At 72.7% G+C, this 17423-nt stretch carries 14 protein-coding genes and 1 rRNA gene; 7 read left to right on the forward strand and 8 right to left on the reverse strand.

Translation table 11 applies throughout. From position 1 onward, the window contains the following. The first annotated feature begins 108 nt into the window (after positions 1–108). Positions 109–684 (forward strand): GNAT family N-acetyltransferase, encoded by a 576-nt coding sequence (locus ACZ4E1_RS27030; RefSeq protein WP_467543807.1) that lies wholly within the window; start codon positions 109–111, stop codon positions 682–684. 87 nt (positions 685–771) lie between these two features. Then, the gene (locus ACZ4E1_RS27035) at positions 772–1965 is read left to right on the forward strand and encodes a winged helix-turn-helix domain-containing protein (RefSeq protein WP_467543809.1); all 1194 of its coding nucleotides are present in this window, start codon (positions 772–774) and stop codon (positions 1963–1965) included. A 33-nt stretch (positions 1966–1998) separates the two neighbouring features. Here the strand turns inward: ACZ4E1_RS27035 and ACZ4E1_RS27040 are convergent, their stop codons facing one another. From ACZ4E1_RS27040 to mtnA, 7 genes are all read right to left on the reverse strand, one after another. Further along, a complete protein-coding gene (locus ACZ4E1_RS27040; RefSeq protein WP_384627022.1) occupies positions 1999–2751 on the reverse strand; it encodes a response regulator in 753 nt (250 codons plus the stop codon). Positions 2752–2972: 221 nt separating this feature from the next. Further along, the gene (hpf, locus tag ACZ4E1_RS27045; RefSeq protein ID WP_188338568.1) at positions 2973–3668 is read right to left on the reverse strand and encodes a ribosome hibernation-promoting factor, HPF/YfiA family; all 696 of its coding nucleotides are present in this window, start codon (positions 3666–3668) and stop codon (positions 2973–2975) included. Between the two features lie 337 nt (positions 3669–4005). Beyond that, positions 4006–4464 carry a ComF family protein gene (locus ACZ4E1_RS27050; protein WP_467543815.1) on the reverse strand — a complete coding sequence of 153 codons (459 nt, stop codon included), beginning with the start codon at positions 4462–4464 and terminating at the stop codon, positions 4006–4008. A 755-nt stretch (positions 4465–5219) separates the two neighbouring features. Continuing rightward, the gene (locus ACZ4E1_RS27055) at positions 5220–6977 is read right to left on the reverse strand and encodes an LpqB family beta-propeller domain-containing protein (RefSeq protein ID WP_467543882.1); all 1758 of its coding nucleotides are present in this window, start codon (positions 6975–6977) and stop codon (positions 5220–5222) included. A 236-nt stretch (positions 6978–7213) separates the two neighbouring features. Beyond that, positions 7214–9334: an MtrAB system histidine kinase MtrB gene (mtrB, locus tag ACZ4E1_RS27060; protein WP_467543819.1), complete on the reverse strand. Its 2121-nt coding sequence runs from the start codon at positions 9332–9334 to the stop codon at positions 7214–7216. Between the two features lies 1 nt (position 9335). Then, entirely contained in the window at positions 9336–10025 is a 690-nt protein-coding gene (gene mtrA / locus ACZ4E1_RS27065) for a two-component system response regulator MtrA (protein WP_018529990.1), read from the reverse strand. Between the two features lie 4 nt (positions 10026–10029). After that, positions 10030–11238, reverse strand: coding sequence for an S-methyl-5-thioribose-1-phosphate isomerase (mtnA, locus tag ACZ4E1_RS27070; protein WP_467543825.1), 1209 nt, complete (start codon positions 11236–11238; stop codon positions 10030–10032). A 140-nt stretch (positions 11239–11378) separates the two neighbouring features. Here mtnA and ACZ4E1_RS27075 point away from each other — a divergent pair, with 140 nt between their 5' ends. From ACZ4E1_RS27075 to ACZ4E1_RS27095, 5 genes are read left to right on the forward strand one after another with little or no spacing between them, the layout of a single operon-like run. Then, the gene (locus ACZ4E1_RS27075) at positions 11379–12698 is read left to right on the forward strand and encodes a DUF7847 domain-containing protein (RefSeq protein ID WP_467543828.1); all 1320 of its coding nucleotides are present in this window, start codon (positions 11379–11381) and stop codon (positions 12696–12698) included. A gap of 4 nt (positions 12699–12702) precedes the next feature. Beyond that, positions 12703–13389 (forward strand): DUF4129 domain-containing protein, encoded by a 687-nt coding sequence (locus ACZ4E1_RS27080; protein WP_467543831.1) that lies wholly within the window; start codon positions 12703–12705, stop codon positions 13387–13389. After that, entirely contained in the window at positions 13386–14891 is a 1506-nt protein-coding gene (locus tag ACZ4E1_RS27085) for a DUF4350 domain-containing protein (protein WP_467543835.1), read from the forward strand. The genes ACZ4E1_RS27080 and ACZ4E1_RS27085 overlap by 4 nt, the downstream gene beginning before the upstream one ends. Next, entirely contained in the window at positions 14891–15880 is a 990-nt protein-coding gene (locus tag ACZ4E1_RS27090; protein WP_467543838.1) for an AAA family ATPase, read from the forward strand. Before ACZ4E1_RS27085 ends, ACZ4E1_RS27090 begins: the two co-directional genes overlap by 1 nt. A gap of 25 nt (positions 15881–15905) precedes the next feature. After that, on the forward strand, positions 15906–17216 hold the full coding sequence (locus ACZ4E1_RS27095; RefSeq protein WP_467543842.1) for a DUF58 domain-containing protein: 1311 nt from the start codon (positions 15906–15908) through the stop codon (positions 17214–17216). A gap of 114 nt (positions 17217–17330) precedes the next feature. Here the strand turns inward: ACZ4E1_RS27095 and rrf are convergent. Beyond that, a 5S ribosomal RNA gene (gene rrf / locus ACZ4E1_RS27100) occupies positions 17331–17423 on the reverse strand; the annotation flags it as partial.

Raw genomic sequence — 17423 nt, forward strand, 5'->3', positions numbered from 1 at the left:
GCGCCGGGAGGTCTGCCATCAGGTCCAACGGACGGGCGGCTCGGAAGGTGCCGGTACGCGGCAGGAAAACTGGTGACATCCGCCGTCCGTCCCGAGCAGAATCGGGCGATGGACCCCGTGACGCTGACCACCGACCGCCTGCAGCTGCGCACGTTCGTGCCCGCCGACATCGACGAGGTGTACGTCGCGGCCCAGGACCCCGACATCCAGCGCTGGACCACGGTGCCGTCCCCGTACGCGCGCGTGGACGCCGAGTACTTCGTCCAGCAGATGGTCCCCGACGGCTGGCGGGCCGACACCGAGTACACCTTCGCGGTGCGGCGGGACCCGAGCGGGCCGGTCGTCGCCGCGATCTCCCTGCACCATCCGCGCGCGGGCGCCTGGGAGGTCGGTTTCTGGACGCACAAGGAGCACCGGGGCCGCGGCTACATGACGGAGGCCGTCCTGGGCGTCGCCCGCTGGGCCTTCACGGAGCTGGCCTGTGTACGGCTGGAATGGCGCGCCGAGGCGGGGAACGTGGCGTCCCGCACGGTCGCCGAGAAGGCCGGCTTCCAGGTGGAGGGTGTCCTGCGCGCGGGCCTCCTCAACAAGGGCGTCCTCCGCGACTGCTGGATCGGCGCCCTCCTCCCCTCCGACCTCCCGATCCCCGGCGCCCTCCCCTACCTCCCGTCGCCGACCCCCTGACCTGCCCCCGCCGGCCCGCCAGGAGCCCCGCCCAGCCCCTCCGGAACCCACCCCCGACTGTCAGTGCCGCCCCCTAAAGTTCGGGCCATGACGACCCCGCCGCGCCCCACCGTCACCGTCACCGTCACCCTGACCGCCGACGAAGCCCGCCGCATCGCCCTACGAGCCCAGGGCTTCCTGGGCGCCCCGAACCGCCGGGCGGGCGTGCGCGGCGTCCTGCGCCACCTGGGCGCGGTCCAGCTCGACACGATCTCCGTCCTGGCCCGCTCGCACGAACTGATCCCGTACGCCCGCCTCGGCGCGGTGGGCCGCAGGACGGTCGAGGACGCGTACTGGTCGGCGACGGACCCCGCCCGCCCGCACGCCTTCGAGTACTGGTCCCACGCGGCCTGCATCCTCCCCATCGAGGAATGGCCCCACTTCGCCTTCCGCCGCCGCGCCTACCGCACGCGCCCGCACTGGAACCACGAGCTCTCCCCCGGCGCCTACGACCAGGTGATCAAGCAGCTCCGCGCCGAGGGCCCCCTGACCGCCACGGAACTCGGCGGCGCGAAGAACAAGGGCGAGTGGTGGGACTGGTCGGATTCCAAGATCGCCGTCGAGCGGGCGCTCATGTACGGCGAGGTGGTCTGCGTGGAGCGGCGCGGCTGGAAGCGCGTCTACGACCTGGCCGAGCGCGCCGTGCCCGACGAGCTGCTGCACGACGACCTGGACGACAGGGAGTGCGTACGCCGCCTGATCCGCCAGGCCGGCGAGGCCCTCGGCGTCGGCACCCGCTCCGACCTCGCGGACTACCACCGACTCAAGTCCGAGCAGTTCGACGCGGTGGTCGAGGAGACGGGCCTGGTCCCGGTCACGGTGGAGGGCTGGGGCGGCAAGCCGGCCTGGGCGGACCCGGCGGCCCTGGAGTCGGCCCCGCGCGGCCGGCACCGTACGACGCTGCTGTCCCCGTTCGACTCCCTGATCTGGGAGCGGGCCCGTACGGAGCGCGTCTTCGGCTTCGCCCACCGCCTGGAGGCGTACGTGCCGAAGCCGAAGCGGGTGCACGGCTACTTCGCGATGCCGGTGCTGGCGGGCGGCCGCCTGGTGGGCCGGGTCGACCCGGCGCGCGAGGGCTCGACGCTGGTCGCCAAGCAGGTCTCCCTGGACGGCCCGAAGTCGGTGCCGGCGGTGGCGGAGGCGCTCCGGGAGGCGGCGGGCTGGGTGGGCTGCGACACGGTACGCGTGGAGCGCATGTCCGACCCGGCCCTGAAGAAGGCACTCGTGGCGGCCCTCTCCTAGCGCCCGCCAGGCGCTCGGGAGAGGGTGCGACGCCTACCTGATCTCGAGAATCTTCTCCCGCATCGCGTACACGACGGCCTCCATCCTGGAGTGCAACTGCAGCTTCTCCAGGATGTTCCGCACGTGGTTCTTCACGGTGTTCTCGGAGATGAAGAGTTCCTTCGCGATGTCCCGGTTGTTCATCCCCGTGGCGACGAGCTTGAGCACTTCCAGCTCCCGGTCGGTCAGCCGGGGCGCCGGGACGAGCCGGCGCTCGTCGGTGCGCTGGATCATCGATTTGAACTCGGTGAGCAGTTTCGACGCCATGGAGGGGCTGATCTGCGACTGTCCGTCGGCGACGGCGCGAATGGCGGTCGCCACCTCGTCCGTCGAGATCTCCTTCAGGAGATATCCGGTCGCTCCGGCTTTGATCGCCTCGTAGAGATCGGCTTCCTCGTCGCTGATCGTCAGCATGATGATCTTCGCGCTGGGTGCCACCTCCTTGATGGAGGTGCAGGCCTCGATGCCGCCTCTTCTGGGCATCCGTACGTCCATGAGGACGATGTCGGGCAGCAGGTCGGCCGCCTTGTCCACCGCCTCCGCCCCGTCGCCCGCCTCGCCGACGACCTGGATGTCCTCCTCGGCCTTGAGCACGATCTCGAGCCCGCGCCGGAACAGAGCGTGGTCGTCCACCACGAGCACCCGGATGGGCTCCTTGCGCGGGGAGCCGGCATCCGGTCCCATGCCGGCGCCGTCGCCGGCCGCGCCGGCGTCCTCGCCTCGCATCGGTCCGAAGCTGTCCGCCATCGTTCCTCCCCCTGAAGGCCGTGGCCTGTCTTCCAGTACCGGGCCAACCCGAGGCGCCGGCACACCGGTTGACCCGGCTCGGCCATGATTTCATGCCTCGGCGTCCGCGCGGCGACGGTGCGGTGCACGAGGGGGTCGCACGAGGGTGCCCCCGGGGGCGCACACGCACTCCAGGGGCACCCGATGAGTGGGTTTTCGGACAGCTGCCCGTTCGGCCGGGCTCAGCCGCCGATGGCGTCTCCCGCGTCGGCGGCACGCGCCTGGGCGACCATCGGGTCGGTGCTGACGTGAATGACGCCGTAGTCGTAGGCGTGGCGCCGGTAGACGACGCTGGGTTCCTTGGTCTCGGAGTCGACGAACAGATAGAAGTCGTGCCCGACCAGCTCCATCTCGTAGAGCGCCTGGTCGAGCGACATGGGCGCCGCCACGTGGGTCTTCTCCCGGACGACGAGCGGGCCTTCGCCCTGCACCTCGAGGGATCCGATCCTGGTGGTCGGTACCCCGTTCACCTCGGACTCGTCCTTGGCGATGGTTCCGTCCCCGTTGAGCGTCGCGGCGTCCGGGACGCGCTCGGCGACCTCCGCCGCCGAGATCCGCCGGGCACCGCGCCGTGTGGACCGCTTGCTGTGCTGCTTACGCAGTCGGGCATCCAGCTTCTCCGTGGCCAGGTCGAGCGCCGCGTACGGGTCGTTCGCCGCGGCTTCCGCCCGGATCACGGGGCCACGGGTGCGCAGCGTGATCTCCACGCGGTCGCACCGGTCGGCCTGCCGGGGGTTGGGCTCCTTGGACACCTCCACGTCGAGGCTGATCACCTTGCCGTCGAGCTTCTGGATCTTCTCCAGCTTCAGCTTTTCGGCCACGTGCTTGCGGAACCGCTCAGGTACCTCGGTCTTGCGGCCCTTGACGACGATGTCCACGCAGAACTCCGTTCCCGGATAGCTCCGCTCCTCGGCGGAGCATCTCCCTCTTGCACCAGACTCCGGCCACTTCCGGAGTCGCGGACTCGGTGACTTCCACCTCCTCCTCCCCCGCGGACAAGATCTCCACCCCACCACTACGGGTGATTGCGAAAATCTTTGTACAGACCCACGGGACGGGCATTCCGAGTATGCGAGGTCCGGCGCCGGTCTTTCCTGCCGAGTTCCTCACAACCGAACATATCTCGCCCGGACGGATGTCGTCACCCTCTACCGACGCGTACCTCCATTCAGGTGAACGAACCCTCTCACTACCTGCAACGACGCAGATTCAGCATCAGTTCCGGTTTATCTCGAAGGAATCCGGAGAAGCGGCGATCACAGCACCGTGAAGGGCGATCCGAGCTGCCTTTTCTCCGACGGAAGGAGTGCCTCCGGTAACCGTTGTGGAACGCGTTCCGCAGGGAAGCGCCGCCCGGACCGCGCGCGCGGCCTCGGCCAGCGAGGCGCCGGTCGTCATGAGGTCGTCGACCAGCACGATCCGGCCAACTTCGGCGAGCAGCCCCGCACCACCCTCGGCGACCTCCAGCGCACCCGCCACATTGGCGAGTCGCTCCCGCGCGTCGAGGCCCGCCTGATCCGCGGGCGTACGCCGCTGCCGCAGCACGGCCAGCACCCGCGCCGGCACCCCCGACCTCCGCAGCGCCCCCGCCGCCGCCCGGGTGATCCGCAGCGTCGGATCGTGCCCCCGCGCCCGCACGGCCCGTCGCGCGGAAGGCATGGGCACCAGCGCCACGGCTCCCCTCTCCCCGCCGGCTCTCACCGCCGCGGCGAGCGCCGCACCCAGGGGCCGTACGAGCCCCAACGCTCCCCGCTCCTTGTGCTCCAGCAGCACACCGCGCACCGACCCCTCATATGCCGCGGCCGCGTGCACCACCGGCAGCCCGACCGGCGCGGGCCTCGGCCGCACCCGCCCGACCCCCCGCCCGTCGAGCACGCCCGCGCACCGCCCGCACAACGCCATCCGTCCCTCCCCGCACCCCGAACAGGAAACCGGCAGCACAAGCCCCCACACCTCACCCCAAACCCCCGACATCCCCCCAAGATGCCAACCCGAACCACCCCCAACAACCCCTGTGGAAAACCCAAACCGCCCCTGGGGCGCACGAAGTGCGCCTTCAGGGGCGCGGGGCTGTACCCGATCAGCAACTCCGTCGCGGGGCGCGAGCAACCTGCCCCTGGGGGCGCACGAAGTGCGCCTTCAGGGGCGCGGGGAACTGCGCGAGAAGCCCCAGCGGCCGGCACCCGGCGACGAAGCGGCCGAAGCTACGGCGGCGGCGCCGTAGCGCAGACCCACCGAATCGCGCACCCGGCACCGGGCCGCGGGCCGCGGGCCGCGGCCAACACGCCCCTGGGGCGCACGAAGTGTGCCTCCCAGGGGCGCGGGGAACTGCGCGACCAGCCACGACGGCGCGGCACCCGGCCACGAGCCGCGACCCCCACGGCGCCACCCCGCGAACCACGCCCGCCGAAAAACAACCCGCCCCCGGACTACCCGGGATAGACAGGCGCCGTCCCATCCTTGAGCACGGACTGCCAAGCCGCCCCGGAGGGCAACCGCACCACCCCGTCGTCCGAATGCGCGAGCAACGGCAACCCGTCATCCTCCGACGCCGCAATCTCACTCACCCGAGTGAGCCCCGGCAAGGCCTGCCCCGTAGGCGCGGAGCCGTCGCACTGCACGTACCGGATCTGCTGCAGCCCCCCGGCCTCCCGCCCGACGACCACCAGCCGGCTGCTACCGGCCCACGAAACGGCCGTGACCTCCTCCATCTGCGGCGCCGCGGCCCGCAGTTCGGTCACCGACACGTCCGTGCCGCCCTCCCCGTCGGACCGCCGCTCGACCCGCCCGATCCGCAGGGACGTCGCCCCGTTCTCCGTGACGAGCAGCGCGATCCGCGCCCCGTCCGCGGACATCTTCACGGCCTCGATGCGCGCACCGTCCCCGAGCCGGTCGACCGGAACGACCTGCTCCTGGTCGGCCATGCCCTGCCCGTACACGAGCAGCCGCGCGTTCTTCGGATCCCGGTCGGCCACCCACAGGTCACCGCGCCCATCCCAACTCGGCGTCGAGAACCCGTCGTTCTCCTTCTTCGCCCGGCTGTGCGCGACGGCGTCACCGAGCGAGGCCCCGGACACCATCGACGTCACGTACAGGTCGTGCCCCGTGTTCGACACCGCGGCGGCCCGGTCCTGGTCCCGCGACACCGCGACGGAACGCAGCACCTGCTCGCCCTCGCCGAGCGGCCCCGGCACCCGCTCGGGCTCCCGGTCCGAGCTGCTCTTGCCCGGCATCCGCACGAGCCGCCCCTTGGCGTCCAGGAAGTACTGGTCGTCGAGGCGCCCGGAGGTGCGCGGCGCGAGCGCCTGCGCCCCGCCCTCGGACAGCGCGCACAGCAACCGCCCGTCGGAGCGCTCCAGTTCGACCTCTTCCACGCTCGACGAGGACAAGTCGCGCAGCGAGAAGAGAAGTTGCGCCGCCATCTCCTTGCAGCGGCTCGGACTGGCGGCGTCCGCACTCCTGTTGAGCGGCACGGTCAGCTTGTTGGCGTCGTCCGGCGTCAGCGTCTTCACGCCGCCCTTGAGCGCCGTGTTCGACGGGAACGCCGACCGCACGACCGGCCCCAGCCAGCTCGTCGGGCCCTTGATCACCTCACGGACCGTCTCGGTCAGGGGATCCGTCCACTGCCGCACAAAAACGGGATCGGCGACGAGCCGCTTCGGGGCGTCCTCGACGGAGGCCTGCGGATCGTCCGCGTAGTAGTACTTGTTGACGGACTGGTAGATGCGCTGGAAGTCGGACGCGCCCAGCACGACCCCTTCGGGCAGCGAGTCGATGCGCCACTGCTTGCCCTTGGCGGTGTCGACCTGCGTGAGGTGCAGGTTCCCCCGGTACGTGCGGTCCTGCGGCCGGTAGGCCTGCCGCTTGTCCACGAGGGCGACCTGACGGCCGGTCATCTCGTAGAGGTGTCCCTCGTCCCCGGCGTCGGGCCGGCTCGTCGGCCGCGGGTTGGGGCCGTCGGCGAGCACGACGGTCTGCTGCCCGGGCTGCCACGACTTCGCGGCCTTGGGCGTCAGATACTTGCGTGCGATGGCGTACGAAGGGTCGTCGCTGGTCAGCGCGTCGAGGAAGCCCTCGACAATGCTGCCGGGGCCCACGTTGTCCCGCGGCGGCAGGGCGAAGACGCGGACCTGGGAGTCCGGCCGCTGCGACGCCTCGACGGACTGCATCCCGCCGGAGTCCGGCATCGACGCGCACCCGGACAGCACGATCACCCCGCACCCGGCGAGGGCGCCGGCCTGGGTGAGCCTTCCGCCGAACTTCACGGGACCGAGGGTCACAGGGCGCCCGGCGCGCTCCCCCACGTCCTCGGGGGCGCGGGAGGCGTCCCCGTCCGGCGTGCCGAAGGCTGATCCACGTAGGCCGAGGCCGACAAGGCGCCCCCTGATCCGCCGCGTCACCCGCTGGTCACCCACGCCCGCCGTCACTCCCCTCGCCGCTCACCGGCACCGGTGCGCGACTCCTCCTGCTCGCCTCCGGACACCCCGGGACGCTCACGTTCCGCCCGGTCCGTGCCCGGGTCCGCCTCGTCACCGGGCCGCCGCACGCGCTCGGCCGGCTGCCGCGGCACGCTCACCGCTCCGCCACCGCCCCCGTTGGCCCGGGGGACGACGCGGGCGCCGCTGCCCGGCAGTGCCGTCGGATCGGTGGGCACCGGTGTCTGCGCCCCGCGCGGGGCGAGCGGCTGCTGCGCGGCGCTCCCCGACGGCGGCTGGACCGGCACCGTGGCCCGCTTGTGCCCGTCGTCGGCCGGCAGCCCGGCCTCGCCGAGCCCACGGTTGCGCCGCGAGTCCTCCGGCTCCAGCGGTATCGGCGACCCGCGCAGCGGCTCGTCCGCCGTGCGCGGCACCGTCAGCCGGAACTGCGAACCGCCGCCCGGCTCACCCCACGCCTGCAGCCAGCCGCCGTGCAGCCGCGCGTCCTCCAGGGCGATCGACAGGCCCAGACCCGTACCGCCGGTGGTACGCGCGCGTGCCGGATCGGCCCGCCAGAAGCGGCTGAACACCCGCGTCGCCTCGCCGGGCTTGAGCCCGACGCCGTAGTCGCGCACGGCCACGGCGACCGCGCCGCCCGCCGCGGCGAGCCGCACGACGACGTCCTTGCCGTCACCGTGCTCCACCGCGTTCACCACCAGGTTGCGCAGCACGCGCTCCACGCGCCGCGCGTCCGCCTCGGCGACCACCGGCAGCTCGTCCCCGACGATCCGCACCCGGCTGCCCTTGCGCTCCGCGAGCGGCGCCGCGCCACCGACGACCCGGCGCACGACCTCCCGAAGATCGATCGGCTCCGCCTCCAGAGCCGCGGCGCCCGCGTCGAACCGGCTGATCTCCAGCAGATCCGCGAGCAGCGACTCGAACCGGTCCAGCTGATCGGCCAGCAGCTCCGCCGACCGCGCGGTCACGGGATCGAAGTCGACCCGCGCCTCGTGGATGACATCGGCGGCCATCCGTACGGTCGTCAGCGGCGTCCGCAGCTCATGGCTCACGTCCGACACGAAGCGGCGCTGCATCCGCGACAGATCCTCCAGCTGCTGGATCTTCAGATGCAGGTTCTGCGCCATCTTGTTGAAGGCCTCGCCGAGCCGCGCGATGTCGTCCTCGCCGGTGACCTTCATCCGTTCCTGGAGGCGGCCCGCGGAGAGCCGCTCGGCCACGCCCGCCGCCATCCGCACCGGGGTGACGACCTGCCGCACCACGAGCCAGGCGATCGCCCCGAGCAGCACGACCACGAACAGGCCGGCCGTCGCGAGCGTCCCCCTGACCAGGCTCAGGGACTTCTCCTCCTGGGTGAGCGGGAAGAGGTAGTACAGCTGGTAGCCGTGCCCCTGGGGGTCGACGAGCCGCTTGCCGATGACCAGGCCGGGCTGCGACTCCTGGCCGCCGTCGTAGTAGATCCGTGTGTACTTCTGGGACGCGCCGGTCATCCGGTCGACCCGGTCGCGCAGATCGTCGGGCACACTGCGGTCCGGCTCCACGAGCCCGGAACCACGCGGCGCCCGCCCGTTGCCCCCGTCGGCGTCGCTGGCGCCGAGGGTCACCACGTTGAACGCGCCCTTGCCGCCACTGGCCAGCTGCGTGACCAGGTCACTCAGCCAGATGTTCGGATTCAGCTGGGTGCGGCTGTCACCGGACGCGCCGTCGCGCACCCCCGCCGCCGCCGTGTCCGCCCGGTCCTTGGCCGCGCGGAAACCGCCCTCGGCCTGGCTCTGCGAGGCCTTCACCTTCGCGTCCAGCAGACCGTTGCGCACCGAGCCGATGACGACGATGCCGAGCAGCAGCACGACACCGAGCGACATGAGCAGGGTCGTGACGACGACCTTCAGCTGGATGTTGCGCCGCCACAGCCGTATCGCGGGCAGCAGCGGGCGCCGTACCCAGCGCGTGAACAGCCGCAGCAGCGGGCTGCCGTTCATCCCGCCCTGGAGCAGCAGCCCACCGTCGAGCAGCCGGCGCAGGCGGGAGCCCCGCCCGAGCGCCGGTCCCACAGGCCGCTCCGGACGAGACCCCGACGTGGGGGGCGCCGAAGCGGCACTGTCCCGGGACACGTCAGCTCGGTCCGGCCTTGTAACCGACACCGCGGACGGTCACCACGATCTCCGGACGCTCCGGGTCCTTCTCAACCTTGGAGCGCAGCCGCTGCACATGCACGTTGACCAGGCGGGTGTCCGCCGCGTGGCGGTAGCCCCACACCTGCTCGAGGAGCACCTCACGCGTGAACACCTGCCACGGCTTACGGGCGAGCGCGACCAGCAGGTCGAACTCGAGCGGGGTCAGCGCGATCGACTGCCCCTCCCGCTTCACCGAGTGCCCGGCCACGTCGATGACCAGGTCACCTATGGCCAGCTGCTCCGGCGCCGGCTCCTCCGAACGGCGCAGGCGCGCCCGGATACGGGCCACCAGCTCCTTCGGCTTGAACGGCTTCACGATGTAGTCGTCCGCGCCCGACTCCAGGCCCACGACCACGTCGACGGTGTCGCTCTTGGCCGTGAGCATCACGATCGGAACCCCGGACTCCGCCCTGATCAGGCGGCACACCTCGATACCGTCCCGACCGGGAAGCATCAGGTCCAGGAGCACCAGATCGGGCTTGGTCTCACGGAAAGCGGCCAGCGCCTTGTCGCCATCGGCAACGAACGACGGCTCAAAACCTTCACCACGCAGCACAATGCCGAGCATCTCGGCCAGTGCGGTGTCGTCGTCGACGACAAGGACTCGTCCCTTCATGGACCACATCATCCCATTAGCTCGTCGTTGACTGGCGTGACCTGTCACACAGCTCACGCAAGCCCTCAGCAGTCACAGGCGCCACAACGCCCCACTCGGTGACGATCGCCGTCACCAGATCCGGCGGCGTCACGTCGAACGCGGGGTTGTACGCCTGCGTCCCCAGCGGTGCCACCGCCATTCCGCCACCTGCCTCCACTCCCGCCGACAGCGCCCGCGGCGCCGTGAGCTCCGTCACCTCATGACCCGAACGCTGCTCCACCTCGATGGACGCACCGTCGGGGGTCCCCGGATCCACCGTCGTCACCGGCGCCACCACGATGAACGGCACATGGTGGTACCGCGCCAGGACAGCGAGCGGATAGCTCCCCACCTTGTTCGCCACCGAACCGTCGGCGGCGATCCGGTCCGCCCCGATCAGCACCGCGTCCACCTCACCGGCGGCGAACAGCGAGCCCGCCGCGTTGTCCGTGAGCAGCGTGTACGCCATCCCGCTGCGCGCGGCCTCGTACGCGGTCAGACGCGCGCCCTGCAGCAGCGGCCGCGTCTCGTCCACCCACAGCCTGCGCAACCGTCCCTCACGATGCGCCGAGAGCGCCACCGCGAACGCCGTGCCCTCACCGCCCGAGACGAGCGCCCCGGTGTTGCAGTGCGTCAGGATCCGGTGCTGCCCGCCCGGCAGCAGCTCGTCCAGAAGTCTCAGCCCGTGCTCCGCCATCCGGGCGCTCGCCTCGGCGTCCTCCCGGTGCAGCGCCCGCGCGGCGGCGAGCGCGGCGCCGGCCGCCGCCTCCTCCTCGCCCCCCGCCCCGAGCGCGGCCTGATGGGCCTCCTGCGCCCGGCGCACCCCGGAGGCCAGATTGACCGCCGTCGGCCGGGCCCCGGCCAGCGCCTGTGCCGCCTCGGCCACGTCGAAGCCCCGCGCGGCGGCCAGCGCCACCCCGTACGCCCCGGCGATCCCGAGCAGCGGTGCCCCACGCACGGCCAACGACCGGATCGCCTGCACCAGACCCTGCGGATCCGTGCAGACCAGCTCGACCTCCTCGGCCGGCAGCCGGGTCTGATCGAGCAGCACGAGCGCCGGCCCCTCCGCGGACTCGTCCCAGCGGATCGCCGGGATGCCGAGGGAGCCGACAGAGCCGAGGACGCCGTGGGTGCCGGCCGTCCCGGGCTGTATGTCCCCGGTGAGTCGTATGTCCTCGCCGGATTGCGCGTGCTGATCAGCCATCCGCCCAGTCTGCCCCGTGAAGCCCCGACAACTGAAGGCGTCCAGCTCTTACGGGCCCAGGTCACCCGGCGCCCACCCCATGGCACGATGGCAGCCGAACTGCCGCCGCGACCGCGGACGGGCACGGTGAAGGAGCGACGATGAACGACACTCCGGGCTGGGCAACGCCCGGATCTGCCCCGTCCGACGGCCCCGAGGACCGACGCCAGGACGACCAGCGTCCGAGCGACGACCAGCAGGACGCCTCCGGCCCCAAGTGGTCTGCGCAGCAGCCGCCCCCGGCCCAGTGGTCCGCCCCCTCCGGCGGCACGGACACCGGCGCGGGCTCCGGCCAGGCCCCACCGCCCCCGCAGGCGCCGGGCCAGGGCTGGGGCACCCCGCCCCCGGGCGGCCCCGGCGGCGGCCAGGGCTGGGGCGGTCAGGGCTGGGGCGGAGGCTACGGCGGCTACGGCGGCTGGCAGGGCAAGCCCACCGCGGCCAAGCCCGGCGTCATCCCGCTGCGCCCCCTCGGTGTCGGCGAGATCCTCGACGGCGCCGTCTCGACGATGCGCACGCACTGGCGCACCGTCCTCGGCATCTCGCTCGCCGTCGCCGTGCTCACCGAGATCCTCGTCGTCCTCCTCCAGGGCATCGTCCTCAAGGACGCCGCGAACTCCGACGCCTTCCAGAACCCCGACGCCACACCGGGCGAGGTCCTCGACGCCATGCGCGGCCTCATCGTCGGCACCGGCGCGGTCCAGATCGTCACGCTCCTCGGAACGATCATCGCCACCGCCCTGCTCACCACGGTCACCAGCCGGGCCGTGCTCGGAAAGTCCGTCACGCTCGGCGAGGCCTGGCGCGACGCCCGCCCGCAGCTCCTGCGCCTGCTCGGCCTGACCCTGCTGCTGCCGCTGATCGCCGCCGCGGTCGTCTTCGTGTGCGCGGCCCCCGGCATCCTCCTGGCCGTCTTCGGCTCGACCGACGCCGGCGCCGCCCTCGGCGTCCTCGGCGGCCTCGTCGGCCTCGTCGTCGCGATCTGGCTCATGATCCGCTTCTCCCTCGCCTCCCCGGCGCTGATGCTGGAGAAGCAGACCGTCGGCAAGGCGATGGGCCGCTCCGTCAAGCTCGTCCGCGGCTCCTGGTGGCGCGTCTTCGGCATCCAGATCCTCGCCTCGCTCATCGCGGGCGTCGTCGCGTCGATCATCCTCGTGCCCTTCACCGTGATCGCGAGCGCGGTCGGCGGCGACGGCATGAGCACCTTCCTCGACTCCGGCGGCGACGCCGGCTGGGCCTTCCTGATCATCAGCGGCATCGGCGCCGTGATCGGCTCCACGATCACCTTCCCGATCACCGCCGGCGTGACCGTGCTGCTCTACATCGACCAGCGCATCCGCCGCGAGGCCCTCGACCTGGAGCTCGCCCGCGCCGCCGGCCTCCAGGGCTACGGCGACACCACCGGCACCACCCCGGGGAGCTGATGGAGTGAGCGCACCGGGGGGAGTGCTCACGGCGACAGCCCTGCTGACGCGCGCCGTCGGCGACGAGCCGCCGGTCACCGTCTCGCGGGAAGCAGCCCGCGAGGCGGCCCGCGACGAGCTGTCCAAGCCCGCGTACCACGAGAACGGCCCGAGCTGGTACATGCGCGCCCTCGACGCGTTCTGGGACTGGGTCGGCGACCTCTTCTCCGCCGCCTCCGGCGCCGCTCCCGGCGGCACGGTCGGCCTCGTCGTCATCGTCCTGGCCGTCCTCGCCGCCGGCGCCGCCCTCTGGTGGCGCCTGGGCACCCCCCGCCGCGTCCCCCGCACCGAGGCCCCGCTCTTCGACGACCGCCCCCGCAGCGCCGCCGAACACCGCGCCGCCGCCGAGGCCCACGCCGCCCAGGCCCACTGGAACCAGGCCGTCCAGGAACGCATGCGCGCCCTCGTCCGCTCCCTGGAAGAACGCGCACTCCTGGACCCCCGCCCCGGCCGCACCGCCGACGAGGCTGCCATCGAGGCCGCCCGCCCACTCCCCCAGCACGCCGAGGCCCTGAGCGCGGCGGCCCGCACCTTCGACGACATCGCGTACGGCGGCCGCACCGCCACCGCCGACATGTACGCCACCCTGACCACCCTGGACACCAAGGTCACCCACACCACCCCCACCCTCCCCACGGGAGCCCTCCGGTGACCCCCCAGAACCCGCCCCGCCCGAACGACCCGACCCCCGAGGGCCACCCCCCTGCCTCCCCGGGCGCCGACCGCACCGGCACGACGGGGACCTCCGCACACCCCGAGAACAGCCCGAGCTCCCACACCCCGCACCCCACCGAGCAGCCCCCGGCCGCACCCCCGTACCCCCCGCCCCGCACGCCTCACCCCGCACCTCACCCGGCTCACGCCACCCCCTCACCGACGCCTGCCCCCAGCCCCACGCCCCAGGCGTCGGCCCTCACCGCACCCCGGCCAGAGGCCTCGCCCCCCACCGTCGGCACCTCCACCACCCCCACCGCCCGCCAGGTATGGACCCGCACGCGCGGCATCGCCCTCGCCCTCGTCCTCCTCCTGATCGCCGGCATCGCCATCGCCGCCGTCCGCTCCGGAGAACGGCACGGCACACTCGACCCCCGCTCCGCCGACCGCTACGGCAGCCGCGCCGTCGCCGAGCTCCTCGCCGACCGCGGCGTCGACACCCGCGTCGTCACGACCACCGCCGAGGCCCGTGCAGCGGCCGGCCCCGACACGACCCTCCTGGTCGCCGTCCCCGACCTGCTGACGGCCCACCAGCAGCGCCGCCTCGCCGCCGCCACGCACGGCCCGGGCGCCGCGGGCCGCACCGTCCTCGTCGCCCCCGGAACCTCCGCCGTGGAACGGCTGACCCCCGGGGTCACCGCGGATCCCGAATCCGCACCGGACACCACGCTCGACCCCGAGTGCACCCTCCCCGAGGCCCACCGCGCCGGCCCCGCGGACACGGGCGGACTCCGCTACGACACGACACTCCCCGACGCCGACCGCTGCTACCCGAGCAACGGCTCCCCCACCCTCCTGCGCCTGCCCACGCCCCCCTCGGGCACCCGCACCACCGACGGCACCGGCGACACCGTGATCCTCGGCGCCCCCGACATCCTCCTCAACGACACCCTCGACGAGCAGGGCAACGCTTCGCTCGCCCTCCAACTCCTCGGTACCCGCCCCCACCTGGTCTGGTACCTCCCCTCCCTCTCCGACACCTCGGCCGCCACCGACGCACAGAACCAGCGCGGCTTCTTCGACCTGATCCCCAAGGGCTGGCTCTGGGGCACACTCCAGCTCTTCATCGCGGCAGCCCTCGCCGCCCTCTGGCGCGCCCGCCGCCTGGGCCCCCTGGTCCCCGAGCGCCTCCCCGTCACGATCCGCGCCTCCGAGACCACCGAAGGCCGCGCCCGCCTCTACCGCAAGGCGAACGCCCGCGACCGCGCCGCCGCCGCACTGCGTCTCTCCACCCGCACCCGACTCGCCCCCCTCATCGGCGTCCCCCCGTCCCAGGCCCACACGCCCGAGACCTTCCTCCCGGCCCTGGCCCGCCAACTCCCCACCCCGGACCGGGACCTGCACACCCTCCTCTTCGGCCCGCCCCCCGCGACCGACGCAGCACTCATCGCACTCGCCGACCACCTCGACGCCCTCGAAAGAGAGGTACGCCATTCATGATGGACCCGACCACTGACAACGCCGGGCCCACGACCGATCCCCGCAGCTCACGGGCTTCCCTGGAAGCTCTGCGCGCCGAGATCGCCAAGGCCGTGGTCGGCCAGGACCCCACCGTCACGGGCCTGGTCGTGGCCCTGCTGTGCCGCGGCCACGTCCTCCTCGAAGGCGTCCCCGGAGTGGCCAAGACCCTCCTCGTACGCGCCCTCGCCGCGTCCCTCGAACTCGACACCAAGCGCGTCCAGTTCACCCCCGACCTGATGCCGAGCGACGTGACCGGCTCCCTGGTCTACGACTCCCGTACCTCGGAGTTCTCCTTCCAGCCGGGCCCCGCCTTCACCAACCTCCTCCTCGCGGACGAGATCAACCGCACCCCGCCCAAGACCCAGTCCTCCCTCCTGGAAGCCATGGAGGAGCGCCAGATCACGGTCGACGGCACCCCGCGCCCGCTCCCCGACCCGTTCATGGTCGTCGCGACCCAGAACCCGGTGGAGTACGAGGGCACCTACCCCCTCCCCGAAGCCCAGTTGGACCGCTTCCTCCTCAAGCTCAACGTCCCACTGCCCACCCGCCAGGACGAGATCGACGTCCTCACCCGCCACGCGTCCGGCTTCAACCCTCGCGACCTGCGCTCCGCCGGCATCCGCCCCGTGGCCACCGCCGCCGACCTGGAGACGGCCCGCGCGGCCGTCGCGAAGACCACGATCTCCCCCGAGATCACGGGCTACGTCGTCGACATCTGCCGCGCGACCCGCGAATCGCCCTCCCTCACCCTCGGCGTCTCCCCGCGCGGTGCCACCGCCCTGCTCGCCACGGCCCGCGCCTGGGCCTGGCTGACCGGCCGCGACTACGTCACCCCCGACGACGTCAAAGCCCTGGCCCTGCCCACCCTCCGCCACCGCATCCAGCTCCGCCCGGAGGCCGAGATGGAGGGCGTCACCCCGGACTCCGTGATCAACGCGATCCTCACCCACGTCCCCGTCCCCCGCTGACGAGGCCGGAGCCGAGAGAACCGACATGGCCCTCACCGGACGCACGGCCCTGCTCGCCGCGCTGGGCTCCCTCCCCGTAGGGATCTGGGAGCCCAGCTGGACAGGCATCCTCGCCGTGAACACCCCGCTGGCCCTGGCCTGCGCCTGCGACTTCGCCCTGGCCGCCCCCGTACGACGCCTGCGCCTCACCCGCTCCGGCGACACCTCCGTACGCCTAGGCGACCCGGCCGACGTGACGCTCACCGTCACCAACCCCTCGCGCCGCCCCCTGCGCGCCCAGCTCCGCGACGCCTGGCCGCCGAGCACCTGGCGCCCCGGCACCGAGTACGCCTCGTCCCGCCACCGCGTCACGATCCCCGCGGGCGAACGCCGCCGCGTGACGACCCGCCTGCTCCCCACCCGCCGGGGCGACCGCAAGGCCGACCGCGTCACCGTCCGCTCCTACGGGCCCCTCGGCCTCTTCACCCGCCAGGGCACCCACGAAATCCCCTGGACCGTGCGCGTCCTCCCGCCGTTCCACAGCCGCAAGCACCTGCCCTCGAAGCTGGCCCGCCTGCGCGAACTCGACGGCCGCACCAGCGTCCTGACCAGGGGCGAAGGCACCGAGTTCGACAGTCTGCGCGAGTACGTCCCGGGCGACGACACCCGCTCCATCGACTGGCGCGCCACGGCCCGCCAGTCCGCCGTCGCCGTCCGCACCTGGCGCCCGGAACGCGACCGCCACATCCTTCTCGTCCTCGACACGGGCCGTACCTCGGCCGGCCGGGTCGGCGACGCCCCACGCCTCGACGCCTCCATGGACGCGGCGCTCCTCCTGGGCGCCCTGGCCTCCCGCGCCGGCGACCGCGTGGACCTTCTCGCCTACGACCGCCGCATCCGCGCCCTCGTCCAGGGCCGCACCGCCGGCGACGTCCTCCCGGCCCTAGTCAACGCGATGGCCCTGCTGGAACCGGAGCTGGTCGAAACAGACGCCCGCGGCCTCACCGCGACGGCCCTGCACACCGCTCCCCGCCGCTCCCTCATCGTGCTTCTCACGTCGTTGGACGCGGCCCCCGTCGAAGAGGGCCTTCTCCCGGTCCTCTCCCGCCTGACCAAGCGCCACACGGTGGTCGTGGCTTCGGTGGCAGACCCGGCGATCGACACCATGGCGGCAGCCCGAGGCACCACGGAAGCCGTCTACGACGCGGCTTCGGCAGCCCAGACCAAGGCGGAACGCCTCCGCACCGCCGACCAATTGACCCGCCACGGCGTCACCGTCGTAGACGCGACCCCGACAGAACTGGCCCCGGCCTTGGCCGATGCCTACCTGGCCCTCAAATCCGCCGGCCGCCTCTAGCAGCCGCCCCATTTCCCCTCTGTCGGCGGCTGCAACAGCCGCCGATAAAGCCCTGTAAACGCAGAAAACCCCGGACCGTATCCCGGTCCGGGGTTTCCCTTTTATCCAAAAATTGTTCGGCGGCGTCCTACTCTCCCACAGGGTCCCCCCTGCAGTACCATCGGCGCTGTGAGGCTTAGCTTCCGGGTTCGGAATGTAACCGGGCGT

This window comes from Streptomyces sp. NPDC025806, assembly GCF_055558275.1.